At 44.8% G+C, this 23,834-nt stretch carries 18 protein-coding genes; 9 read left to right on the top strand and 9 right to left on the bottom strand.

What is annotated here, in order from left to right:
* Positions 1–67: 67 nt before the first annotated feature.
* Entirely contained in the window at positions 68–721 is a 654-nt protein-coding gene (locus tag AHMF7605_RS12540) for a hypothetical protein (RefSeq protein WP_106929822.1), read from the top strand.
* A gap of 44 nt (positions 722–765) precedes the next feature.
* On the opposite strand, the gene AHMF7605_RS12535 is transcribed toward AHMF7605_RS12540, so the two are convergent.
* Together AHMF7605_RS12535 and AHMF7605_RS12530 are read right to left on the bottom strand one after the other, a co-directional pair.
* Positions 766–1,644: an AraC family transcriptional regulator gene (locus tag AHMF7605_RS12535; RefSeq protein ID WP_106929820.1), complete on the bottom strand. Its 879-nt coding sequence runs from the start codon at positions 1,642–1,644 to the stop codon at positions 766–768.
* Positions 1,645–1,708: 64 nt separating this feature from the next.
* On the bottom strand, positions 1,709–2,134 hold the full coding sequence (locus tag AHMF7605_RS12530) for a DUF983 domain-containing protein (protein ID WP_233219028.1): 426 nt from the start codon (positions 2,132–2,134) through the stop codon (positions 1,709–1,711).
* A 389-nt stretch (positions 2,135–2,523) separates the two neighbouring features.
* Here AHMF7605_RS12530 and AHMF7605_RS12525 point away from each other — a divergent pair, with 389 nt between their 5' ends.
* The 4 genes from AHMF7605_RS12525 (at position 2,524) to clpB (ending at position 8,190) form a co-directional block, all read left to right on the top strand.
* Complete coding sequence (locus tag AHMF7605_RS12525; protein ID WP_106929818.1) at positions 2,524–3,324, top strand: SDR family NAD(P)-dependent oxidoreductase; 801 nt, start codon at positions 2,524–2,526, stop codon at positions 3,322–3,324.
* A gap of 58 nt (positions 3,325–3,382) precedes the next feature.
* The gene (locus AHMF7605_RS12520; RefSeq protein WP_106929816.1) at positions 3,383–4,450 is read left to right on the top strand and encodes an SDR family NAD(P)-dependent oxidoreductase; all 1,068 of its coding nucleotides are present in this window, start codon (positions 3,383–3,385) and stop codon (positions 4,448–4,450) included.
* Positions 4,451–4,639: 189 nt separating this feature from the next.
* The gene (locus AHMF7605_RS12515; RefSeq protein ID WP_106929814.1) at positions 4,640–5,122 is read left to right on the top strand and encodes a DUF5362 family protein; all 483 of its coding nucleotides are present in this window, start codon (positions 4,640–4,642) and stop codon (positions 5,120–5,122) included.
* A gap of 449 nt (positions 5,123–5,571) precedes the next feature.
* The gene (gene clpB, locus AHMF7605_RS12510) at positions 5,572–8,190 is read left to right on the top strand and encodes an ATP-dependent chaperone ClpB (protein WP_106929812.1); all 2,619 of its coding nucleotides are present in this window, start codon (positions 5,572–5,574) and stop codon (positions 8,188–8,190) included.
* A gap of 207 nt (positions 8,191–8,397) precedes the next feature.
* Here clpB and AHMF7605_RS12505 read toward each other — a convergent pair whose 3' ends face one another.
* The 7 genes from AHMF7605_RS12505 to AHMF7605_RS12475 form a co-directional block, all read right to left on the bottom strand.
* Positions 8,398–9,411 carry a nucleoside hydrolase gene (locus AHMF7605_RS12505; protein ID WP_106929810.1) on the bottom strand — a complete coding sequence of 338 codons (1,014 nt, stop codon included), beginning with the start codon at positions 9,409–9,411 and terminating at the stop codon, positions 8,398–8,400.
* 314 nt (positions 9,412–9,725) lie between these two features.
* Positions 9,726–11,057: a DUF58 domain-containing protein gene (locus AHMF7605_RS12500; protein ID WP_106929808.1), complete on the bottom strand. Its 1,332-nt coding sequence runs from the start codon at positions 11,055–11,057 to the stop codon at positions 9,726–9,728.
* Positions 11,057–12,043: an AAA family ATPase gene (locus tag AHMF7605_RS12495; RefSeq protein WP_106929806.1), complete on the bottom strand. Its 987-nt coding sequence runs from the start codon at positions 12,041–12,043 to the stop codon at positions 11,057–11,059. The genes AHMF7605_RS12500 and AHMF7605_RS12495 overlap by 1 nt, the downstream gene beginning before the upstream one ends.
* A gap of 391 nt (positions 12,044–12,434) precedes the next feature.
* On the bottom strand, positions 12,435–13,613 hold the full coding sequence (locus AHMF7605_RS12490; protein ID WP_106929804.1) for a DUF4350 domain-containing protein: 1,179 nt from the start codon (positions 13,611–13,613) through the stop codon (positions 12,435–12,437).
* Complete coding sequence (locus AHMF7605_RS12485; protein WP_106929802.1) at positions 13,606–14,346, bottom strand: DUF4129 domain-containing protein; 741 nt, start codon at positions 14,344–14,346, stop codon at positions 13,606–13,608. The genes AHMF7605_RS12490 and AHMF7605_RS12485 overlap by 8 nt, the downstream gene beginning before the upstream one ends.
* A complete protein-coding gene (locus tag AHMF7605_RS12480) occupies positions 14,330–15,220 on the bottom strand; it encodes a hypothetical protein (RefSeq protein WP_106929800.1) in 891 nt (296 codons plus the stop codon). Before AHMF7605_RS12480 ends, AHMF7605_RS12485 begins: the two co-directional genes overlap by 17 nt.
* Positions 15,201–16,163 (bottom strand): stage II sporulation protein M, encoded by a 963-nt coding sequence (locus AHMF7605_RS12475; protein ID WP_106929798.1) that lies wholly within the window; start codon positions 16,161–16,163, stop codon positions 15,201–15,203. The genes AHMF7605_RS12480 and AHMF7605_RS12475 overlap by 20 nt, the downstream gene beginning before the upstream one ends.
* A 70-nt stretch (positions 16,164–16,233) precedes the next feature.
* Here AHMF7605_RS12475 and AHMF7605_RS12470 point away from each other — a divergent pair, with 70 nt between their 5' ends.
* The 4 genes from AHMF7605_RS12470 to AHMF7605_RS12455 all read left to right on the top strand — a co-directional run bounded on the left by AHMF7605_RS12470 (position 16,234) and on the right by AHMF7605_RS12455 (position 23,827).
* Positions 16,234–16,950, top strand: a complete 717-nt coding sequence (locus AHMF7605_RS12470; protein ID WP_106929796.1) for an RDD family protein — start codon at positions 16,234–16,236, stop codon at positions 16,948–16,950.
* Between the two features lie 781 nt (positions 16,951–17,731).
* Positions 17,732–20,839, top strand: a complete 3,108-nt coding sequence (locus AHMF7605_RS12465; RefSeq protein WP_106929794.1) for a SusC/RagA family TonB-linked outer membrane protein — start codon at positions 17,732–17,734, stop codon at positions 20,837–20,839.
* 24 nt (positions 20,840–20,863) lie between these two features.
* Positions 20,864–22,213: a RagB/SusD family nutrient uptake outer membrane protein gene (locus tag AHMF7605_RS12460; protein WP_106929792.1), complete on the top strand. Its 1,350-nt coding sequence runs from the start codon at positions 20,864–20,866 to the stop codon at positions 22,211–22,213.
* Positions 22,214–22,399: 186 nt separating this feature from the next.
* On the top strand, positions 22,400–23,827 hold the full coding sequence (locus tag AHMF7605_RS12455) for a DoxX family protein (protein ID WP_233219027.1): 1,428 nt from the start codon (positions 22,400–22,402) through the stop codon (positions 23,825–23,827).
* The last annotated feature ends 7 nt before the right edge of the window (positions 23,828–23,834 follow it).

Raw genomic sequence — 23,834 nt, 5'->3', positions numbered from 1 at the left:
TCAAGATTGCCTTATTGGTTGTTAATTAATTTTACCAGGTTTGATTATTTAAGATTTTAAAAAAAATATGGTTTACAGTTCCGAAATCCGCTGGTTTTTTAATGCGCTAGCCGAAGTTTCTACCATCGAAAAGTGGTTTAACGCGCAGCAAAAATTTTTCTCCGGGCAATGGGGCCGGGCGGATATTTATTTGCGGCAAGCCGATTTAAGAACGCATAGTGTAAAAATTAGAGAAGGCAAAGTAGAGGTAAAAGTTTTACTGCAAGATAGGGGAGTAGTAACCATTCCCTCCACAAACTCCGGCCTGGGCAATGATTGGGTGAAGTACAGTTTTGAGCTGAAAGAAACGGATGCAGAAAACAAAGCTTTACTGGAACAATTTAGTCAGCCATTAGCGGAGACAAAAGAAAATCTTTGGGTGCGGGTAGAGAAAGAACGCTTATTGGTAAAATACTCCCTAAATGAGGCTAACGACACGCTTTCTGTAACTTCGGAAGATGCCTGGCCGGACGAGGGATGCGGTGTAGAGCTAACGAAAATTAAAGTGAACCAGCAGGAATATTATACGTTTGGCTTGGAAGCTTTCAGCAAGACCCAGCGGGAAAAACAAAATCTGGATCAGGTTCTTAATTACATTCTACCCGAAATAAACGTTACGAGCCTGCAATCAAATCAATCCGATTCTTATCCTGGTTTTTTAGCCAATCTGTATAAGGTATAAGTTTTCGGGAGCCGTAAGTTTAAAAATAAGCACTAGCCGCTTACTTAACCTGTCTGGCGGAATTGTTCCGGCGTTTTACCGGTGTGTTTTTTAAAAAACCGGCCGAAGTACGAATTATCAAAATAACCTAACTCGGCGGCAATTTGGGTAATGGTAAGCGAAGAATGAATTAACAAACGGCTTGCTTCTAAAATAATCCGGTCTTGTAGCAACGCAGAAGTAGTTTTACCGAAAGTACTTTTACAGGCTTCGTTTAATTGTTTATCCGTAAGATGTAACTGTTCGGCGTAAAAACTTATCTGTTGGTGTTGCTTAAAGTGTTGCTCTATTAAGTTATCCAGTTGTTGCCAAAGAGAATGATGATTAATTGTTGTTTCCGGATCTGGCTGTTGCATTTGATAAACCCGGTGTAATCGGATTAACAAAATGTTTAAATAATTACGAACTGCATCTTGCCACCGGAACCCGTGTTGGCGATGCTCCTGCTCCATGTTTTCTATTGTTTTGGTAACGGGTAATAGCTGTTCAGCAGGCAGATAAACCAGCGGCTTATTTAGCAACCCATTAAAAAAAGGAAATCTATAAATTTCTTTTTGTTCTGGTTGGGTGCAAATAAAATTCCGGTTAAAGAACAAAATATAACCCGCCGACTCATCAGATAACTGCCAGGCATGCACCTGCCCCGGGCTCAGGAAAAATACTGTTTGGGGAATTACCGGATACGACTTAAAATCAATGGTATGGGTTCCGGTACCTTGAGTAACCAGGAGAATAATAAAAAAATCGTGTTTATGAGCCGGTTGAATAAAAGCGTGCTCCTGTAAATGCTTTTCAAAACGATTCAGGTAAAATTCCGGTTTTTGAGTCGCGTCTATTTTGCCAAAATCTTGAATATTGTACAGTGGTAACGGATTATTCGGCATAAAATAAAAAGCAGTTTGTACCGCCTAAATATACCAATATTAAATAAAGTAAAAAGCGGAAGAATCAGCCATTATTCAATCTGTTTACACCTATCTTGTTTTTTGCAAATGAGGGGCAGGGACCTTCGTAATGAATAAAAATATTAATCCATAAGGCCCGGGATAAACGAAAAGTAACGGGCAGCAAACCCACTACAATCACCAGAATGGTCATGAAAACCATAGTAGTAGTTACTTCTTTCACGAATAAACTTAAACCAAAAATTACCGCCAGGAAAATAGCCGTACTAAAAGCGTAGCTAACAAACATAGCGCCGTAGTAATAACCTGGTTCGGGTTCAAAGTTTTGGCTGCAGCAAGAACAATGGGTATTCATATCAGCGAACCGACGACTATACAAGGTTCCTGCCGGAAACATTCGTCCTTCCCGGCAGCGCGGACATTTTGCCGTGGCTACACTATATATCCAAGCTTGCTTATAATTAGTCATAGTTTTAATGGTTTATTGTACCTATTTATGATACAAAGATAGAATAGGTGGGAGCTTGTTTTATGGGACAAAAACTACCTTCTATGGTAATATTTAGCAGCTTTCTATTTCCAAGATTTACAATAAAGTAAGCCGTACTGGTAACTATGGCTAATACGTTAAAAAAATAGTTTTCAAAAGCTAGAAAAACATTTCAGGGTTACCTGATCATCTGAGGATTTGAATTATTCCAGGTACGTTTTCTTTTCTAATTGATTTGCTAGGCTTGTTTGAGGCTGGCAGCAGGCTGATTTTGTGTTATTTGAGAAAATCTTCCGGCAAAAAAAGGAATCACTGAGCCAAATATCCCGTAAAGGTAAAATCAGTGAACTTAAAATTTCTAAAAAACTATGAATGCAACACAAAGTAAAATAGCTTTAATAACCGGAGCCTCCAGCGGTATAGGTTTTGAACTTACCCGCTGCTTTGCCCGCGATGGGTACGGCGTTATCATGACAGCACATTACCCCGATAAATTAACCGATGCCGCCCAGAAAATTCAGCAGGAATTTCCGGAAGTTCTGGTCGATACCATTGCCTGCGATTTAAGTAAGGATGGCGCAGCGCAGCAATTGTACGAGCAAGTGCAGCAACGTGGCCAGCAAATTGATTTTTTAATAAACAATGCGGGTTTCGGCGAACGCGGCTCTTTCCTGGAAACGGACCTGGAGAAAGAAATCGCTCTTATTCACCTGAATATAATTGCCCTGGTGTCCTTAACTAAATTCTTTGTTCAGGATATGGTAAAACGCGGTTCAGGTAAAATACTGCAATTAGGTTCGGTGGCCTCGTTTATTCCGCATCCGCTGTTATCCGTTTACGCCGCCTCCAAAGCTTTTATTCTTTCTTTTACCGAAGCTTTGCAAGTAGAGTTAAAAGATACCGGTATTTCGTTAACCCTTCTGTGTCCGCCGCCCACTGAAACCAACTTTTTTGAAGTAGCGCACATGGAAAATACCAAAATTGCGAATTCTTCGCAGGTGCAATCGGCGGTAGATGTAGCCGAAGAAGGATACAAAGGATTAATGAATGGCGATGCCCGCGTATTGCCAACCTTGGTAGCCAAAATGTACGCCGCCCAAGGCCTTACTTTGCCGGATTCATGGAATGCGGCAATAACCAAGAAACAATTAGAAAACGTAAAAGAGTAAAACCTAAAAGCTCCTGGCTTCGTACCGGGAGCTTTTCCCTTTAAATAAAATATTAACTATGGAAACGGTACAAAGTCAAACAGTTTTAATTACGGGCGCTTCCAGCGGCATTGGGTACGAACTAGCGCGGTTATTTGCCCGGAATAATTACCACCTTATTATGGTAGCGCACCACGTAGATAAACTGGACCAGGCGGCCTGGCAATTGCAAAGTGAGTTCAGCGGAGTCCGGTTAAATACTATTGCGATAGATTTAAGTAAAGACGATGCCCCCAGCCGGCTGTTCGATCACGTGCGGCAACAAGGCTGGCAGGTAAATGTATTGGTAAACAACGCTGGTTTCGGGGAATATGGTCTTTTCACAGAATCGAATCTGCAAAAAGAATTAGCCATGATTCACCTGAATATTATCTCGCTGGTACATCTTACTAAATTGTTTTTGCCTTACCTGCTTAATCAGGGTTCCGGTAAAATATTGCAGGTGGGTTCCGTCGCCTCGTTTACGCCTACTCCATTACAATCGGTGTATGGCGCTACCAAGGCCTTTATTTTATCTTTCAGCGAAGCTTTGCAGGAAGAATTAAAAGACTCGCCGGTAACCGTTACTATTCTGTGCCCACCGGCTACCGATACCAACTTTTTTAACGTGGCAGGCGCCCAGGACAGTAAAATAGCCCAGGGCAACCTGGCTACTCCCGAAGAAGTGGCCACCACTGCTTACCAAGCTTTAATGGCCGGCGACAAACGCGCCATACCTACTTTTAAAGCCAAATTGCAGGTGGCGCAAAGTGCTATTTTGCCCGATGCCTTGAATGCTACTCTCATGCACAAACAATCAGAAGAGACCACCAAACCCAAGAAATCTTCGTCTAAAAAAGCTAGTACCACACCGGTGGTAGCTCCCGAAAGTGCCAGCTTACCCGTAACAGAAACACCCGCTCCAGCTTCAACTGCCCGGAAAAAAAACATTAAAAGTACCACCACTACAAATTTAGACACCACCGGTGCTTTAGATCCTACCGTTGCCGCAACGGGTTTAACCGCCGCTGATTTAACGGCTACTAATTTAGAAGCAGCTTCAACCCCTACTCCTAAGCCAAAAAGAAGCACCAAGAAAACGCAATAAGAAAAAATTTACCTTTCTTTTGCAGCATAATGACACTAAAAAGCTTTCGGTTATCTATCCGAAAGCTTTTTTACATTTTAGCTCCGTAAATTTTTAGTTATTAGCGAATGATAAATGAATCTCTTTAGGTGTAAAATTTAGAAATTACCCTCCTGAAATTTTAGTAGCTTACCAAATAAGTTAAAAAATATGGAAATGGATAACCAGATGCCAGGAGGTGGTTTAGAACCACTTCGGTCAGAGCTGCAGGTAACTGCTCAAATGCGGAATTATTTACTTCTAACGGCAAAATGGACGAGATTCCTGGCCATTGTCGGGTTTGTATTTATTGGCCTGATGGTAATTGGGGCTTTTACTTTTGGCGCCATTATGCGTTCGATGATGGCAAACTTTCCCGGCGCTCCTACCAGTATACCCGGTGGTTCCAGTGTCATCATGACCATCTATTTGCTGTTTTTCGCGGTTCTCTACTTTTTTCCCACTTTGTATTTATACCAATTTTCCACCAAAACCAAAGCCGCCCTTCTATACGGCGAAGAGGTTAACTTAGCGTATGCCTTTTCCCGGCTCAAGTCTTTCTTTAAATTCTGGGGCATATTTCTCCTTGTTATCTTGGCCATTTACGCCTTGGTTTTTATTGGTTATGCTATTGGCTCATCTGCCATGGGGTAACCCCTCCGCCTAAAGGCACCTCCCCTAAGAACAGAGGAGGAGAGGCCGTCTAAGCTGCGTAGATTAGACTTATGGTTTATTTATACACGTAATTCTAATTTAAAATTTCGGAGGATTAATTCTCAAAGATTTAGTCGATAAAGCCCAAACATGCATATCTAATATTTATTAAACTGGAACAACTTCCTTTAATTTAACAAGCTGCCTTTACTCCTCATTTCCGGGAACGCAATCTGCGGTATTTTGCGGACCTTTAATGCAATAAACGGCCTCTCCTTCCCTGTTTTTAGGGGAGGTGCCTTTAGGCGGAAAGATGCAGTCAAAATGTCTTAAATCCCTAAATTTTGCTAAAAATTTTAGGACAATTTTTCCGGATTTAAACATAAATGGCCCTTGGAAAGTAATTTGATAATAAGAGGTAAAACTTGTGAGCGTAGGAAAATAGAGCTATGAACTTTAATAATTATACCATAAAATCGCAGGAAGCCATCCAGAAAGCAACCGAAATTGCGGGTGGTAACCAGCAGCAGGTCGTGGAAACCGGCCATATTCTAAAAGGCATTCTCCAGACTGACGAGAACGTAATTACGTTCCTGGTAAAGAAGCTGGGCGTGAACCAGAATATTCTGACCACCAAGCTGGACGAAATTGTCGAGAAGTACCCGAAGGTAAGCGGCGGTAGCCCTTATTTAAGTAATGATGCCGCGGCGGCTTTGCAAAAAGCTACCAGTTACCTGAAAGAGTTTAAGGATGAGTACGTGGCCATCGAGCATATTTTGTTAGGTATTCTGGCGGGTCGCGATAATGTAGCTGCCTTGTTAAAAGACGTTGGCTTTAATGAAAAACATTTAAAAGCGGTGATTAAAGAGCTGCGCGGCGGCGAGAAAGTTACCGACCAAAACGCCGAAACAAAATATAATTCGCTTAAAAAATATTCCAAGAACCTGAACGAGCTGGCCCAGTCCGGTAAAATAGACCCGGTAATTGGCCGCGACGAAGAAATCCGGCGAGTGCTACAAATTTTATCGCGGCGTACCAAAAACAACCCGGTATTGTTGGGAGAGCCCGGCGTTGGTAAAACCGCAATTGTAGAAGGTTTAGCGCAGCGTATTGTTTCCGGCGATGTGCCCGAAAACCTGAAATCTAAAACCTTGATGAGCCTGGATATGGGTTTACTCGTAGCCGGGGCCAAATACAAAGGTGAGTTTGAAGAACGTTTAAAAGCGGTAATTAAAGAAGTAACCGATTCCGAAGGCGAAATTATTCTCTTCATCGACGAGATGCATACTTTGATTGGCGCGGGTGGCGGCGGTGAAAGCGCCATGGATGCGGCTAACCTGTTGAAACCAGCATTAGCGCGCGGTGAGTTACACGCGATTGGTGCCACTACTTTAAAAGAATACCAAAAGTACATCGAGAAAGATAAAGCCTTAGAACGCCGGTTCCAGGCCGTAACGGTGGATGAACCCAGCATTCCGGATGCTATTTCGATCTTACGTGGTATTAAAGATAAATACGAATTGCACCACGGGGTGCGCATTAAAGACGATGCTATTATTGCGTCGGTGGAGTTGTCCAGCCGGTATATTTCCGACCGTTTCCTGCCGGATAAAGCCATCGACTTAATGGACGAAGCCGCCGCTAAATTGCGCATCGAGATTGATTCTTTGCCGGTTGAATTAGACGAATTGCAGCGGCGCATTATGCAGCTGGAAATTGAACGCGAAGCTATCCGGCGCGAAAACGATAAAGATAAAGAAGCAGTATTGTCCCGCGAAATTGCGGATTTAAGCGGCAAACGTGACGACCTAAAAGCGAAATGGCAAAACGAAAAGCAGGTAATCGAAGGCATTCAGAAGCAAAAAGAGCTGATTGAGCAATTTAAACTGGAAGCCGACCAAGCCGAGCGTCAAGGCGATTACGGCCGGGTAGCGGAGCTACGTTACGGTAAAATTACCGAAGCCGAGCAGAAATTAAAAGAACTGCAACAGCAAGTAGAAGCCAACCAAGATGGTAACCCCATGCTGAAAGAAGAAGTTACGGCTGAAGATATTGCCGAAGTAGTAGCCAAATGGACAGGAATTCCGGTAAGTAAAATGCTGCAAAGCGACCGCGAAAAACTATTGCACCTGGAAGAAGAGTTAGGTAAACGGGTAGCTGGTCAGGAAGAAGCCATAGCGGCTATTTCGGATGCGGTACGCCGGAGCCGGGCGGGTTTACAAGATCCCAAACGCCCGATTGGTTCGTTTATCTTCCTGGGAACTACCGGGGTGGGTAAAACTGAATTAGCCAAAGCGTTAGCCGATTTCTTGTTCAACGACGAGAACAACATGGTCCGGATCGATATGAGCGAGTACCAAGAACGCCATGCGGTAAGCCGGTTGATTGGTGCGCCTCCGGGATACGTAGGTTACGACGAAGGTGGTCAGTTAACGGAAGCGGTACGTCGCAAGCCTTATTCGGTAATATTGTTGGATGAAATTGAAAAAGCGCATCCGGATGTGTTTAACATCTTGTTGCAGGTGCTGGATGATGGCCGTTTAACCGATAACAAAGGTCGGGTAGCAAACTTTAAGAACACCATCATCATCATGACGTCGAATATTGGCGCGCACATTATTCAGGAGAATTTTGCGGAACTGAACCAATACAACCGCGAGGATGTAATTGAGCGCACCAAAGACGAAGTTTTTGAACTGCTGAAGAAAACGGTGCGGCCGGAATTTTTGAATCGAATTGATGAACTGATTATGTTCCGGCCATTGAGCCAGAATGAAATCTACAAAATTGTGGAAATTCAGTTTCGTCATATTCAGCAGCGCTTAAACGAAGCCGGTATTCGTCTGGAGGCTACCGTGGAAGTACTCGAGTACCTGGCTGAACAAGGTTTCGATCCGCAGTTTGGGGCTCGTCCGCTAAAACGCGTGTTGCAAACCCGTATTTTGAATGAGTTGTCGAAAGCCATCTTGTCCGGCGAAATCCGGAAAGATGCGGTAGTAGAAGCGGTGCTGGAAGACGATAAAATCAAATTCAACAACATCGACATCGAGATACCGATGAATAAGTAAGTATAGTAAAATGTTTTTTGTGGAGAGCCTTCCCTAACCAGGAAGGCTTTTTTTATTTCTTATACTCCCGGAAGGAACCCTATGCTGATTTAAATTATGTAGCTAGGATTACTCTTTTACCTTTAGATAAGGTCCATCGGAATGGATTCCACTATGCTGGAATTTTGTTACCTTTTTCCAGATTCTATGCGGGTAAATCAAGTGGGCTTATTGGTTTAGCAATTCCAGTTTGGCAAAAAAGTCATTAAACATAAGGTTACTATCTAATTGCGTGTACACTCTAATGGGGCGGCCTTTATGGTTAAAATCATAAGCTCCTTGTGGGTTAATCTTCGGTGCCATTTTCATAACGTAGGTACTCGAGGAAGGGTCGGCCTCAAAAGAAGATTGCAGGGCCGTAAGTAAAACCAAAGGACTATCGCCCAGAATGTACGTTTCACCAATGTTGACAAACTTTTGAATTCGGGTCATTAAGTTTTCTAGTATACCGCTTAAATAACTGCCTACTTTACCTTGGGGTTTTATTTTTAGAAGTAGTTGCGAATAAGGTAATATCGCTTGCCGGTAGGTGTTTCGGGGCACTTGCCAGATGGGGATAGTGGATTGGTTAAATACTACTCTAGCCGCGGCTATATCAATATTAAGGTTGTATTCGGGGTTAGAATAGTTAGGTGGGGGAACTGCCAAATCGGGGTACTCCGGACCGCCAATCCATATTAAGGTAAGCTTATCGGCAATTTGCGGGTCAGTTAAAACAGCCGAGGCAATTTCGGTGAGCCCGGCGCCGCAAAGCAGGTATAATGGCAATTTTGTGTCGGTGCGTAAGGCTTCTTTTATAATAAAATTTACGGCTTCGCTTTTTACCGGGGTGCTATCGTTGGGCATAGCCATGTTGGAACCGGCAATAACCGGAACGTTGCTTTTTAAGCCCATTACTTTTACTAGTTCTTTGGCTTGGTTGGCCGCATTTTGAGCCTGGGTTTTGGAAGGATCAAAACCATCTCCCACTTTCAAGTGCGAACCAATAATCGCCCGGGTTTCTACGGAAGGTGATAACAAAAGGTGCGCTAATTGAAACAATCCATCCGGGTCGCCGCTAAAATCATTGTCTATAATAACCCGCATTCTGGGAGTAACCGCAGTACCGCCAATTAATTTTTGACTAAAACACGAGGAATAACTAACCAAGAGCAAGAAAAGGAAGCAGGTAGTTTTTAGCATATACGAACTAGTTCAAGGTAGTTATCAAAAGTTATTATAAATTTAATTTGCTTTCCCGTTACTACCCGCTCCCTGACAGTAAGTTTTTCTATAAAAAAGCTTCCGCTCTGGTATCGAGTGACGTACTCACTTCTACCTTGATTTTTTGATTGAGAAAAGTCCAACTAAGCACTTTACGGGGGAGTTGTTTCCCAATCTCTTTCTTTTCAAACTCAGGACTTAAAACAGAGCTTAAATGTCCTTCTTAAATGCAACTAGAGCGAACTTCCGTTTTCAAAAAACGAAGAATTTGTTGGCATCAAAAATTTACCTTTCTATAATAAACCGCGCGCTTTAAACTCTAAGTATTTGTTAAGGGTATTTACTGTAAGCGAATGAGGAGCAGTTAGTAAGGCGTGCAGTCCGTAGCGGTTAAATTCTTTTACAATTTGCCGTTTCTCATAATCAAACTTTTCGGCAATGGCTTTCAGGTATATTTCTTCGGTAGTGCGGGCGGGTGCATCGAGCAAAGTGCGCAGTTCCGTGTTCTCGAAAAATACTACCAGTATTAGATGGTAGCGAGCCAGCTTTTTCAGATAAGGTAATTGGCGCTGCGCTGCCTGTAAGGTTTCAAAATTAGTAAATAATACCAGCAAGCTCCGGTGTTTTATTTTGGTGCGCACAGTCGCGTACAAGCTTTCAAAATCCGACTCCAGGAAGCGTGTTTTCTGGTGATACAATAAATCCAGAATTTTTTGCAGGTGAGCCGCTTTTCGTTCGGCGGGTAAAACAGTGCCTACTCTTTCGGCAAAAGTAATAATACCAGCTTTATCCTGTTTTTTAAGGGCAACATTGGCTAGCACTAAAGTAGCATTAATAGCATAATCCAGTAAACTTAACTCTTCAAACGGCATTTTCATAACCCGACCTTTATCAATGAGGCAGTAAACCGGTTGGGATTTTTCGTCCTGGAAACTGTTCACCATCAACTCGGAACGGCGAGCCGTGGCCTGCCAGTTAATCACACGGGGGTCGTCGCCGGGGGTATACGGCCGGATTTGCTCAAACTCGGCCTGGTGGCCCACGCGGCGTACTTTTTTCAGGCCATGTTCCGCTAACTGACTCGTAAAAGCCCGCAATTCAAACTGCCGCATCTGAATAAAAGATGGGTAAACGGGCACTTCCTGGTTCTGCGCAAACTGGTAACGGCGGCGCACCAAACCCAAAGGGCTGCGCACGAACGCATTTATTGCCCCAAAAGAATATACTCCCCGCTTCACCGGTCGGATCTGGTAGGTAATCAGGTGAGTTTCGCCGGTAGGTACGCGTACTTTAAAAACAGTATCCCGCAACTGCAGTTGCACCGGTAATTCATCAATCACCTCTACTGTTATGGGAAAAGAGTAATGGTTTTCGAGGGAAATAGTTATATCGTTATCGCTGCCGTTCGAAAGCTTTTCGGCTAGTTGGCGGCGGGCAAATACCCCCCGGTTGGTCCGGAACAAAGACACTCCATCCAGCAGCACCAGCAACGCTAACACACCGCACAGCACCCGGGCAACGCCAAATAAAGCCGGAAAGAAAAAAGCCAGCAACAACAAACCTACTAAAGCTGCGAGGCTGTAGTACCAGCGAGAGGTAAAATAGAGCTGACGAACAAACTGCACTAGCGCGGTACTTCGGTTTTCTGAATAATTTGTTTTACGATGTCGTCGGGTTGGGCGCCTTCCATTTCTTTTTCGGGCGTAAGCAAAATGCGGTGGCGCAGCACGGCGGGCGCCAACTCCTGCACATCTTCGGGGGTTACGAAACTCCGGCCCCGAGTAGCCGCCAACGCCTTGGAACTATGAAGGATAGCCAGCGAGGCCCGCGGCGAAGCACCCAGGTATAAGGCTTTGTGGGTCCGGGTTTGTACGACCAATTGACCAATATACTCCAGGAGTTTTTCGTCGAGATGCACCGTTTTCACCTGCTGGCGCAACGAGGCCATCTTCTCGGCGCTGAGTACCGGCTTTATAGTATCCAAGTCATTTTTGAGGTCAGGCTGGGTGTGGTGTACTTTTAGTATGGCTACTTCTTCGTTCAGGTTGGGGTAGGGTACGATAATTTTAAACATGAACCGGTCGAGCTGGGCTTCGGGCAAACGGTAGGTGCCTTCCTGTTCAATCGGGTTTTGAGTAGCCAGTACGGTAAATGGTTCGGTGAGCGGATAGGTTACGCCGTCGTGGGTAATGTGGCGTTCCTCCATCACCTCGAACAACGAAGCCTGGGTTTTGGCGGGCGCCCGGTTAATTTCATCAATCAGGACTATATTCGAGAAAATCGGCCCCTGCTTAAATTGGAAGGAGGCGGTACCGGGATGAAACACCGAGGTGCCCAGCACATCCGAAGGCATCATATCGGGTGTAAACTGAATGCGGCTAAACGGCACGGCAATGGTGCGGGCCAGCAGTTTGGCCGTTAGTGTTTTGGCAATACCGGGTACGCCTTCAATCAATACGTGACCGTCGGCGAGCAGTGCTACCAGAAGCAGATCAATCATTTCCTCTTGCCCAACTATTATCCGGCCAATGGCTTGTTTTATCTCTTGCACAGATTCCTGTAATTCTGAAAATTGCGCGCGGGGTTCTAATTCAGTGAGGGTTTCTTCCATAAAAGTAAAGGCAATATAACTAAGCTACAGGTAGTGGCGCGGCCGCAGTTCCGGCTGGCTGGTAAGAGTTTATTTTAGTTAGCTTAAGGCGGTTAAAGATATATTTATTAAGTATTTATTTACTAGTTCAGGATTTTATCTTTTATCCTGTTTTAAAAAGAATTAAGTACTTCAACGAAATTAGTTGAGACTACCATTTGAGATAACTTACTGATCCTCAAAAATTAATTAGTCGAACAACGAATAACCCACAACTACTTAAAAGTTACATGTACTATCCAAGTGTATTTACACCAGACACCTATGTTTTTTAATTAGCCGGTAAAGTAACTCAGAATAGTGAGAGGTACTTAACTTTTCTGCCCGATGAAAGGTTATGTTTCATCATTCATTAACGATTGGTTTGATTATAAAATGCCTCAAGTTGTTGGTTCAGTTGCCTCAGATCTTCGTCGGTGATAATTGGTACATTGCTGATTTTCTGCAGCAAATAAAATAAATTGTTTACTTCGGTAATAGCAACTCCCGAACGGGCCGCAATGCGCTCCTGGGCCTCAGAATCGTTGATCGGTGATGATTCGTAGAAGTGCAGCCGCAGATACTCCAGGAAATAACGAATTTTTTTCTCGGCAATGTTTTTATGATTACGATTATTGAAATATAAGTTACCGACTACCCGCACAAAAGCCAGCGTTTCGTTGGTGGATGGCGCCAGAATAGGAATGATACGTTGCGTACGTTTCCCTTCGAACAACACGTATAGCACCAAGGCAACCAATGTAATGTAGTAAGCCCAACGCAGCGGCGGATGCGCCAATAGAACCCGAAAAACCGATTGCTCACCCATGCCACCTTGTTTCTGATACTCGTCCCAAAAAACGGGTTGCACGGGCAGGTAAGATAAAGCCGTAGCGGCGTAGCGGGTGTGTTTGGGCGAGAGTACGTAATAATTGGTGAATGCGGCCGGCACGGTATTTAAATAGAATACACCTTTCCCGAACCGGATGGAAATAAAGTTAAGTAAACCTGCCGAATTTCTGCCTAAGGCCGTTACCTGCGCTCCTTTCCGGAGCGTAAAATACCCCTCCGACTTTCTTTTTTCAAAATAATACCGCTGCTTACCCCGTTTAGGGTTGACAAAGTATACCCCTAAACGATCTTTAACCGATTTTGTATAGGTAAAGTGGCTATCAAAATGAAGTATATCCTTAAACTTTTCGGCAAAAGATTCGGCAGCAATAAAAACTTGGTTGCCACGGGCTACGTGAGCCAGTAAGGCTTGTTGGTCTAAAGAATCTAAAACAAACTCGTCGTTAATAAAAATATAATTCGTATGCCGGACAGGGGTTTCTTCTAAATGGTTTAAAATAGGTTGCCGTACGGTGGTGATATCCTGATTCCGGAACAGATCGGGCAGCAACTGATACAGCACGTAGGTACCGTACGGTATTTTATCTTTGTTCGCGAAGCTTTGCCGCCAATCGACGGGTTTGGGCTGGTAATATTCAACGGCTACGAGCGTGGCAAATAATACCGCCAGCAAAGCCAAACTCATCCGGTAATTACGCATGGCGGCCGATAAGTTGATTAAAAGTTATAAATGCCAGACGCGTGGTATTATAATGCGCTTCATTTACCTGGGAACCACCGTACCACACATATTCAAACAAAGCCGTAATTTTTTCGAAGTCTTTCCGGAGAGTCTGGGGCTGGATTTCGCGAATGTAACTGCGGTTGGTTTTACCGGGTTGCCAATCAATGAGCGCCTGGTCGGTGAGTTGTTTCAGGGTGTGTAAATAATACAACCGAATAGCGCGGCGATAATCTTTTTGCCGGACGGCTTCGTCGAGCAAGGAGGTAAAATCGAGTGCGTGGATGTTTTCGGCGTGGGTTTCGTAGGGTACCGCAAATGCCTTTGCCTTTTTACCCAAAAGCCCAGTAAACTCTATTTTAAGTAATTTAAGCACCACAAAAATCGTGAGACCAACCACAACCCCGTAGATCACATATTTCCAGAAACCCTCGTAGGAACGGTTGCGCAGAATTTCCCAGCTATACGCCCGAACTTGTCGCCAGAAACGATCCCAGGCGGAGGTCAAAGGGCGTACATCGGTACCGTACTGAAAATCAGGATCCGCGCGGTAGGCATTTAACTGGTCGGCTGACAAAGTTCGCACCACTACCCGGCTGGTATCAGCGGCAATATGAATAGAATCAGTAAGTGAGCGAACGGAGACGGCGTATCCCGAACGACATACCCCGAACATCAGAAAAATTATAAAATATTTAAAAATCCCCTTCATCGGCTACAAGAGTACGGCGAGTACCAATCATTTCGGCTTGTTCGAGGAAGCCAATACCGTCTTTTATTTCGACAAGGTTGAAATATTGAAAGGCCAGCGCCACAATAATAATGACGTACATAAATATACTCAACACCGACGACAAGGTATTGGCACTAATCATTAGTAAATCGTTATCTACCCCGGGTAAGTTTAGTACCTGCATAATCTGTAGCACCCAAACCGGAAACCCTAATACCAGCGCTAATAGAGCCTGTATAAAAGAAACAATAAACAACATTCCCAGGGTACTCCACCAATTACCTTTTATTAAATACAAACAACGCTCCACGGTATCTACAAAACCCAAATCTTCGCGCAGCATTACCATCATAAAAAAACTTAAAGCTACGCTTAGGTAAATACCGGGTACAACGAGCAAAACAGTACCAAGTGCACAAAGTAAAAATATTCCGAAGGAGGCAAAAAACACCCGCAGAAAATTGTCTTTCACGCGGTTCCAAACACTTCCGGGGGCAATCTGTCCCTCGTTATCCATGTACTCCAGAATATAGCTATAAATAACCAGGCTAATGAGCAGGAAGCTCACATAAGCGCAGAAAATCCCAATCAGATAATTAAACGAGCTAATCTGATTATAAAATTCGTACTCGGCATAAGTACCGTATTCAATATCGCGTTCGCCCCGGTTCAGCGTGAGGGCCCGCCGCTGGTAAATACCCAGAAATACGCCTCCAATTAAGGCGAATGGCATTACTATAAATAGCAAGAGTCGGAACAGGGGTTTAAAGTGCTGTTTGATGAACCCGAAAGTGGCGTTTATTTTCTGGCTTAAATCGCGTTCTTCGCGGAAATTAAGAAGATAACTGGGCATGGGTATTTTTAGCGTGAAGGGCCTGCGGGTAATAAATAAAGTACAAAAGAATAAAAAACAAAGAAGCCAGAATAATAAAACAACTTAGCGCCAGAGGCATTTCGGTATGGCGGGTTACAAAGCTTTCCAGAAAGCCAGCGGTTATAAATATTGGTACCAGGCCAACGGTTATTTTCAATCCTTGGCGGGAAGCCCGTTTAAACGAATCCAGGCGCGAATATGTTTTCGGAAATAATATACTGTTGCCCAGTACAAACCCGGCGCAACCCGCAATTACAATGGCCGATATCTCTAAAGTACCATGAATCCATACCGTGAGCACGGAAGGGAGGAGCAACCCTTGTTTATAGAAAAAATACTGAAATGCCCCCAGCATAATACCATTACTCAGCAAAATCCAGAAAGTACCCACCGAAAAGAAAATTCCATAAACGAAAGCAAAAAAAGCCACTTTAATGTTGTTGAGGGTAATGAATAAAAACATCTCGGTTTGCCCGTCTTGCTTATAAATGGCCATGGGATCTCCTTTTTTAATGTTGGCAATAGTCTGGTTTACGTAACCGTCGCCTAAAATTAACCGGACAAAGGTATCGTCGAAGGCCGCCGAGAGCACCCCAATGGCCGCCCCGGCGGTGAATATAATAAAGGCAAAAATTAACTGCTTTTGATGTTGCCAGAACAGGAATGGCAACTCGTAACGCCAGAATTGCCCGAACCTATTACGGCGCGTACGATTATTTTTGTAAATGGCCTGGTGCACTCTGGCAGCCAAAGCATTCAGGTACAGCGTATTATCTGAGTCAGGATAAAAAGTTCGGGCAAAAGATAAATCGTCGGTTAGTTGAATAAAACGGTCGGCCAGTAAGTCGGGGTCCAGAAAGTCCTGGTTTTCGAAAGATTTCCATTTTGCCGAATTTTGTTTGATAAAAGCAGCTTCACGCATCCGTCTGGGTTTTTATTCCTGTCAAATATACTTAAATTAGCCTAATTATTAAAGCTCTATATTTAATTTAATGAATACTATTCGTATAAACACGTCGCAGAACGTGGAGTTGGAATACGAACCGGCTAGTATTGGCAATCGCATTTTGGCCCAGTTGATAGATTATGCCGTTTACATGGGCTGGTTCATGGCCGTTGGGCTGATTCTTGCCGTGTTTAAAATAGGTTATGGCCCTATATTGGTTATTTTATTTTACCTGCCATTACTATTTTACAGTTTATTATGCGAGATTTTTCTGAATGGCCAAACTATTGGCAAGAAAGCTCAAGATATAAAAGTAATTAAACTCAATGGTCGCTCTCCCAGCATCGGCGATTACCTCCTCCGGTGGGTTTTCCTGATTGTGGATACTCTCGCTTCTTTCGGGATTATTGCTATTATTACCCTGGCTGCCAACGGGCGGGGGCAGCGCTTAGGCGATTTGGCGGCCGGCACCACCGTCATTCGTACTCGCGCGATTAAACGTAATCCCTTACTGGCTATTCAACCCGAAGAAAATTATCAAGTAGTTTTTCCGGAAGTGCAGGAACTGACCGATGCCGATGTGGCCCTTATTCGCAAATTATTCTTTAAAGCCCGCCAACACCAAAATACCCTTTTACTGGAACGGGTAGCCGAAAAAACGCAGGAAACCATGCGTGTAACTCATAACCTGTCCCCCGCTGATTTCTTGTTAACCGTACTGAAAGATTATCAGCATCGGATGGCCGAATCAGCCGCTCTTTAGCTTACTTTATTTTATTAACTATTACGGGATAGTCGGTTACTTTAGCTTTCTATAATCCTTTGCCAAGCTGTTGGGAAATGGAAAACTCTAACCCCTTCGTAGCGCAATGCCATACCCACTTATTAAATAATAGCGGTTAGGCTAAGAAATATCCAGGCCCAAGGAAAGCCCATAAACTTCCATGCGATAATTAAATACAAATACGGCATTGGGTTATAAGTAGAAAAAAGTAAAATAAAATTTGGAAGTAAAAAAAAGCTTCTCTTTATTTGTCTATAATTTCTATAGACAATATATTATAAACCGGAACTTACTACGCAAATAGCTTTACATGCCAAGGCGGGAAGAACTACTTTCCGGAATAAAAACCAATTACCTGGCTTAATTGGTTGCCCTCTGATGCGCGGTTGTTGCTCATGCTAGTAAAACCATACAGCTTTCTAATTACTTAATTATTCGATTTTAAATTTTATTCTCATACCCTAATGGATATTATCAGCCTAACTTTATTCTTAAGCTTACTGGTCCTTTTACACAAAAAAGCCAGCTTCTTTGGGCTTCGTCCACCAATAGATGAAGAGATGATGCCGATTCCAGTACTAGATAATGGCAAAACCGCTGAAGCGTAGAGGACAAGCAGGAATTTTTAGAAAATAAGTGAATATAATCGGCTACAAATAGCCTCTAAATAAAAAAAGGACTCCCCCGGTTACAACGCCTCTGGTCCAGGCATTACCGGGAAAGTCCAAGAATTAATTGTTAAACCAAATATACAAAACTTATGAAAAAGCTGCTCTCCCGTAGCAGTAAAGTCTTCTTATTGCTGACACTCTATGGAACACCTTTACTAGCCAATTCTTTTTACGCTCTTCCTGCTGGTTTTACTATCCGGAAATTAAACCTGCCCGACGTGTCGGTTACCGGAAAAGTAACCGGTCCGGGTGGCGAACCATTACCCGGCGTAACCATTGTTTTAAAAAATACTACCATTGGTACTACCACCGGCAACGATGGTTCCTTTCAGTTAACCGTACCGAATGGCTCGGGTACTTTGGTGGCTTCGTTTATTGGTTATGCCACTAAAGAAATTCCGGTAAATGGCCAAGGCTCCGTGCAGGTTACCTTAACCGAAGATACCAAAGCCCTGAACGAGGTAGTGGTAGTTGGTTATGGTAGCCAGGAGCGCAAAAACCTGGTTGGTTCGGTTAGTAAAGTAAACCCTTCCGAAACCAAAGACATACCGGGTGGTAACTTTGCGGCTCAGTTGCAGGGTAAAGCCTCCGGTGTGCAGATTACGTCGAGCACCGGCGTACCCGGCGAGGGAATTTTTATCCGGGTGCGGGGCGCTACTTCCATTAACGCCAGCAACGACCCGCTGTACGTAGTTGACGGGGTTTTCGTGAATAACACCAGTTTACAAACGGTAAACACCGGTGGTAAAGCTACTTCTCCCATTGCGGATATTAACCCCGCCGATATAGAGAGCATTGAAGTGTTGAAAGATGCCAATGCTACCGCTATTTACGGTTCCCGGGGAGCCAACGGGGTAGTAATTGTTACCACCAAACGCGGCAGCTACAATACCAAACCTAAAGTTACCTTCAACACCTCGCAGGGCTGGGCCAAAGCCGCCAAACTTTGGGATTTAACCACTGGTCCGGAACACGCTGCTTTAATTAACGAATATTGGATAAATACCGGCCTGGACAATCCGGCTTTAAAGCAAACCTTTGAAAACCGCCCTTTCCGGCCCGTGGCCGAAGGTGGCAGAGGTTTGCCCGAAGAACAAAAAACGTACGATCGTTTAGGCGATGTATTCCGAACGGCTACCTTGTCGAACTACGATTTATCTTTGCAGGGCGGCAACGCCAATACCAAATATTACATCGGGGGCGGTTACACCAAACAAGAAGCTATCATTAAGCCCGTTTACCTGCAACGCGCCAGCTTTAAAGTAAACATCGACCAGCAGGTAAACGACAAAGTGCAAGTAGGCGTGAGTAATACCGTGTCGCGCACTTACCGCAACCAGGCCCGCGCCGGCGACGGTCCGCAGGGTGGTTTATTGCAATCGGCGCTGCATACGCCTACTTACCTGCCCAAGAACAACCCGGATGGCAGCCCGGCTCGGTACGCCGGTTTCGATAACCTGGATGTACTCCTGAATAACTACGACGTAAACTCTACCAGCTTGCGGTACATTGGCAACTTGTTCGTGGATGCCGAAATTATTCCGGGTTTAAAATTCCGGAGCAGTTGGGGAGCAGATTATAATAACTACGACGAATCGGAATACTGGAACGATAAAACCCAGCTCGGCGCAGCTCCTACTAATGGTTTAGCCACATCCGGCTTAACCCAAAAAACTTCCTGGCTGAACGAGCAAACCCTTACTTACCGCAAAAACTTTGGCGGTAAACATACCATTGGCGCTTTAGTGGGGAATACCTTGCAAAGCGATGTGTTGAATAATACTTCGGCCCAAGGCAGTAACTTCGCGAGTAACTCGTTTACCCTAATTTCGGATGCAGCTACCCGTACCTCTACGCAAACCTGGACGAAAAATTCGCTGGCTTCTTTCTTCTCCCGGTTGGATTACAATTTTGATGAAAAATATTTGTTGGAGTTTACGATCCGGGCCGATGGTTCTTCCCGCTTCGGGGGCAATAATAAATGGGGCTACTTCCCGTCGATTGGTGGCGCCTGGCGCTTAAAAGAAGAAAATTTCCTGAAAAATGTAAGGGCCCTGAGCGATTTAAAAATGCGGGGTAGCTTCGGGGTAACCGGTAACCAAAACGGTATTAACGATTTCGCCCCACTGGGTCTTTGGGCCGGTGGCGTCAGTTACGTCGATAATGCGACTAGCGGCGATAAACCGGGCATTGCCCCGCAGCAAGTGGCTAACCCGAACTTAAAGTGGGAGCGGACCCGCCAGGTAAACGCCGGGGTAGACGTTGGTTTGTTCGAGGGTCGTATTGGTCTGGAGTTTAATTACTATTCCAAATATACTACTGACGCTTTGTTACAATTACCCGTACCCGCCCGCACCGGTTTCTCGACCTACATTACCAACGCCGGCGAAATCAGTAATAAAGGCTTTGAGTTAGGCCTCAACACGGTTAACATTCAAGCCGGCGATTTTACCTGGAACACCAATTTCAACCTGGCCCGGAATAGCAACAAAATTGAAAAACTGCCCATCCCGACCGTTTACGGTAGCCGCGATTTACTGCGGGCGCAGCAAGGTTACCCGATGTATTCCTTCTGGGCCTACAAACAACTGTACGTAGATCCGCAAACCGGCAACGCGGTGTTCGAAGATGTAAACAAAGACGGCCAGATCACCGTCGCCGACCGCCAAATTTTAGGTACCGCATCGCCTAAGTTCTTTGGTGGACTCACCAACAATTTTACTTACAAAGGTTTTGATGCCGGTGTGCTGATTTCGTTCCAATACGGCAATAAAGTCTGGAACCACAACCGGTTCTTCGGCGAAGGTGGCGGTACCCGCGATGCCAACCGGGTAATTTTTGCCAGCCAGCTAGACCGGTGGCAAAAGCCCGGCGACGAAACCGACGTTCCCCGCTTAACCGGCATCGGCAACAATTACCGTTTAGAGCAAAACAGCCGCTTTTTAGAAGATGGCTCGTTCCTGCGCCTTCGTTCGCTTACCCTCGGGTATTCGCTGCCCAAAAATCTTTTATCCCGGGTTAAGGTCGACAATCTGCGCCTGTACGTAGTGGGTAGCAATTTGTTCCTGCTCACCAAATACACCGGTCCGGATCCCGAGTCGAACGTGACCAACACCGACCAGAATACGCAAGGGCTTGACCTGGGAACGCCGCCGCAGCCGCGCACCATTCAATTCGGAATTAACATTACCATTTAAGTTTCTATTTAAGTTTCTAGAAAAATGAAATTTTTTAAAAATACCAGATATATACTGCCCTTCGTGCTGACCCTGAGTTTAGCTTCCTGCGATAATTTCCTGGAAGTAGAGCCGCGCCAAGCCATCGTGGACGACCAAACCATTGTGGATGGCGTAACCGCCGAAACGGCCGTGCGGGGTTTATACGGAGCGCTGGCGGGGGCAAACTATTACGGCACCAATTTTCAATCCATCGGTTATTTTCAGGGCGATAATATTCAATGGACGGGTTCGCAGTCTATCGTGGCGCAATTTATCAATCATAACGTAACCGCCGATAATGCTACGGTAGCCAGTACCTGGGCCGCTATTTACCAGACCATCAACCGCGCGAATCATATTATCGAAAAAGTGCCGGCCGTAACGGATGCTACTTTTACCCAGGAGAAAAAGAACCAGTTATTAGGCGAAGCTTACTTCGTGCGGGCTTTGGCTTATTTCGATTTGGCGCGTACCTGGGGTGGTGTACAGTTAGTACTCACGCCCACCAAAGAACTCACCGACAACGAGCGCATTCGCCGCAGTTCGGTAACCGAAACTTACGCCCAGGTTCTAAAAGACTTAACCGAGGCCGAAAAACTATTATCCGAAACGACCAACCGCTACCGGGCCACCAAAAAAACGGCTTGGGCTTTACTCGCGCGTTATTATTTGTATCAAAAAGACTGGGCCCAAGCCGAAACCTACGCGAGCAAACTAGTGGACGACGCCGCGAATTACAAACTGGTAAAACCCTACAGCGCTTTCTTCGCCAACAATGCCCGTGGTACCGAAGAATCTGTTTTTGAAATTTACTATAGCCCGACTTCCACCAACACGCACCGCAACAGCTGGCAACCACCCGCCAATGGCGGTACCCGGCAATGGGCGCCCAACGATGCTTTTGTAAACTTGGTAAATGACCCCACGGTAGGAGGGAACCGCAACGCCTTAGTCGCGAAAACTGCGCAAGGATTGTGGTACGGCAACATGTATTACCGCAGCCCCGCTACCGATCCTACCTTCGTCATCCGGATTGCCGAATTGTTTTTAATCCGGGCCGAAGCCCGGGCTCAATTGAATAAACTTCCGGAAGCCTTAGCGGATTTAAACGCAGTACGCAGCCGCGCCGATTTAGCGCCTAGTCCGGCCATTACGCAACCCGAAGTATTGCTGGCCATTGAAAACGAACGCCGCGTAGAATTTGCTTTTGAACCACACCGCTGGTTTGATTTAATCCGGACCGGCCGCGTGGCCGAAGTTCTGGGAGTGACCGATGCGAATAAATATGTGCTGCCCATCCCGATCGACCAGCTAAATGCCGACAAAGCTTTGGAACAAAATCCGGGTTATTAATTGAGGTGAATTTTTAAGTTTTTCGCATACCGCGAGCACGCCTCGCTCGTGGTTCCCATGGGCTGGCCTCTGGCCAGCGTAGGCGGGACGCCTACCTAAAGTCGTCACAAACGAAGACGTTTGCGACAGAACCAGTAATTAAAAAAATAGAGTGCTGATATCTGATACTCCAAAAATTTAAAAAATATGGCTACTGCAGAAATTTCGTTACCTGTTTCTAAAAAGAAAGCCTTTGAAAAGGTGAATGTGCCAGAGCCTCCGGTTCCATCTTCCGATTGGAATAAATTAGAGAAAGCAGCATTTCGTTTTTTCTTTATTTATTTTTTTATACAAGCGGTACCACTCGACTGGAAGTACTTTCGCAATCTGTTTTCCATTAACTGGCTCGATTTACATTTCCGGGATATATTTTATTTGAGCCGGTACACGCCGCAGTTTTTTTCTACCCCGGAAAATACCAGTGGCTGGGGCATCGGCTCTTTTGCTGATTGGGGAATAGTTTTGGCTATTGCGGTGGTAGGAGCAGTGGTATGGTCGCTTGTGGGCCGAAATCGAAAAGAATATAATCAATTGTATTATTGGGTACGGGTTATTCTGCGTTATCGCTTAGCCATTGGTTTAATTGCCTATGCTTTCATTAAAATATACCCGATGCAGGCGCCAATTCCTTCTATTAGTAACCTGAATACGCATTACGGTGATTTCAACGCCTGGAAAATATTTTCGCTTACTTTAGGTATTGTGCCGGATTACCAGTCATTTTTAGGCTTGGTGGAGTTATTAGCGGCGGGTTTGTTATTTTTCCGCAAAACCGCTTCCATTGGGGCTTTTCTGGTATTACCTTTTACCGGTAACGTGTTTATGTCGAATTTGGCTTATGAGGGCGGCGAATACGTGTACAGTTTTTACCTGATTACCATTGCCTTATATTTGTTTGCTTACGATGGCAAACGGCTTTTTACCTTACTCACGCTAGAGCAACCTACGCTGCCCAACCGCTTTCATCCTAAATTTACTGATTGGCAAAAAAGTGCGCGTTTGGTGCTAAAAAGCAGCTTTGTGTTTGTGTTTGTATTGCTGTATGGGTATAAAACATACGCGGTTTACCAAAAAGAAGGCTCTTATCACTTCCCGAAAACTGCCGGCTTACCGAATACTAGTGGCTTGTACAATGTAAAAGAGTTCCGGGTTAATAACCAGGTTTTACCTTATTCGGCTACCGACCCCATTCGCTGGCAGGATGTAGTTTTTGAAAAATGGGCTACTATCAGTATCCGCTCTAACCAGCAAGCACCATTAGAGTACGCCAAAACCGAAGAAATTTTTCTGAACGACCAGGAAAGGAATTACGAAGAAGCCGGTTCCGGCGGTCGGCAGTATTATTCTTACCAGTTCGATGCCGCTAATCAAACTTTGATTCTGCAAAACAAAAACAAAAATCGGCAGAACGAGAAATTAACTTTGAAGTACGAGCGACCAAATGCTAACCAGATTATTTTGTCGGGTCTGAATGAGAAGAATGAGCTGGTGTACGTAGTCCTGGAAAAAATAAATAAAAAATACCTGCTGGATGAAGTTGCCCGCGAAGGCCGCCAAAAACCGATGAAGTTATAAGTAGATA

The organism is Adhaeribacter arboris, assembly GCF_003023845.1.
Lineage (GTDB): Bacteria > Bacteroidota > Bacteroidia > Cytophagales > Hymenobacteraceae > Adhaeribacter > Adhaeribacter arboris.
This window is presented reverse-complemented; position numbering and strand designations above follow the sequence as displayed.

Excerpts from the sequence above, each read along its gene's own strand:
- AHMF7605_RS12495 (WP_106929806.1), bottom strand. The coding sequence starts at position 12,043 with ATGGAAGAAACCCTCACTGAATTAGAACCCCGCGCGCAATTTTCAGAA.
- AHMF7605_RS12480 (WP_106929800.1), bottom strand. The coding sequence starts at position 15,220 with ATGCCCAGTTATCTTCTTAATTTCCGCGAAGAACGCGATTTAAGCCAG.
- AHMF7605_RS12455 (WP_233219027.1), top strand. The coding sequence starts at position 22,400 with ATGGCTACTGCAGAAATTTCGTTACCTGTTTCTAAAAAGAAAGCCTTT.
- AHMF7605_RS12475 (WP_106929798.1), bottom strand. The coding sequence starts at position 16,163 with ATGCGTGAAGCTGCTTTTATCAAACAAAATTCGGCAAAATGGAAATCT.
- clpB (WP_106929812.1), top strand. The coding sequence starts at position 5,572 with ATGAACTTTAATAATTATACCATAAAATCGCAGGAAGCCATCCAGAAA.
- AHMF7605_RS12540 (WP_106929822.1), top strand. The coding sequence starts at position 68 with ATGGTTTACAGTTCCGAAATCCGCTGGTTTTTTAATGCGCTAGCCGAA.
- AHMF7605_RS12465 (WP_106929794.1), top strand. The coding sequence starts at position 17,732 with ATGAAAAAGCTGCTCTCCCGTAGCAGTAAAGTCTTCTTATTGCTGACA.
- AHMF7605_RS12485 (WP_106929802.1), bottom strand. The coding sequence starts at position 14,346 with ATGAAGGGGATTTTTAAATATTTTATAATTTTTCTGATGTTCGGGGTA.
- AHMF7605_RS12460 (WP_106929792.1), top strand. The coding sequence starts at position 20,864 with ATGAAATTTTTTAAAAATACCAGATATATACTGCCCTTCGTGCTGACC.
- AHMF7605_RS12490 (WP_106929804.1), bottom strand. The coding sequence starts at position 13,613 with ATGCGTAATTACCGGATGAGTTTGGCTTTGCTGGCGGTATTATTTGCC.
- AHMF7605_RS12515 (WP_106929814.1), top strand. The coding sequence starts at position 4,640 with ATGGAAATGGATAACCAGATGCCAGGAGGTGGTTTAGAACCACTTCGG.
- AHMF7605_RS12470 (WP_106929796.1), top strand. The coding sequence starts at position 16,234 with ATGAATACTATTCGTATAAACACGTCGCAGAACGTGGAGTTGGAATAC.
- AHMF7605_RS12530 (WP_233219028.1), bottom strand. The coding sequence starts at position 2,134 with ATGACTAATTATAAGCAAGCTTGGATATATAGTGTAGCCACGGCAAAA.
- AHMF7605_RS12525 (WP_106929818.1), top strand. The coding sequence starts at position 2,524 with ATGAATGCAACACAAAGTAAAATAGCTTTAATAACCGGAGCCTCCAGC.
- AHMF7605_RS12505 (WP_106929810.1), bottom strand. The coding sequence starts at position 9,411 with ATGCTAAAAACTACCTGCTTCCTTTTCTTGCTCTTGGTTAGTTATTCC.
- AHMF7605_RS12520 (WP_106929816.1), top strand. The coding sequence starts at position 3,383 with ATGGAAACGGTACAAAGTCAAACAGTTTTAATTACGGGCGCTTCCAGC.
- AHMF7605_RS12535 (WP_106929820.1), bottom strand. The coding sequence starts at position 1,644 with ATGCCGAATAATCCGTTACCACTGTACAATATTCAAGATTTTGGCAAA.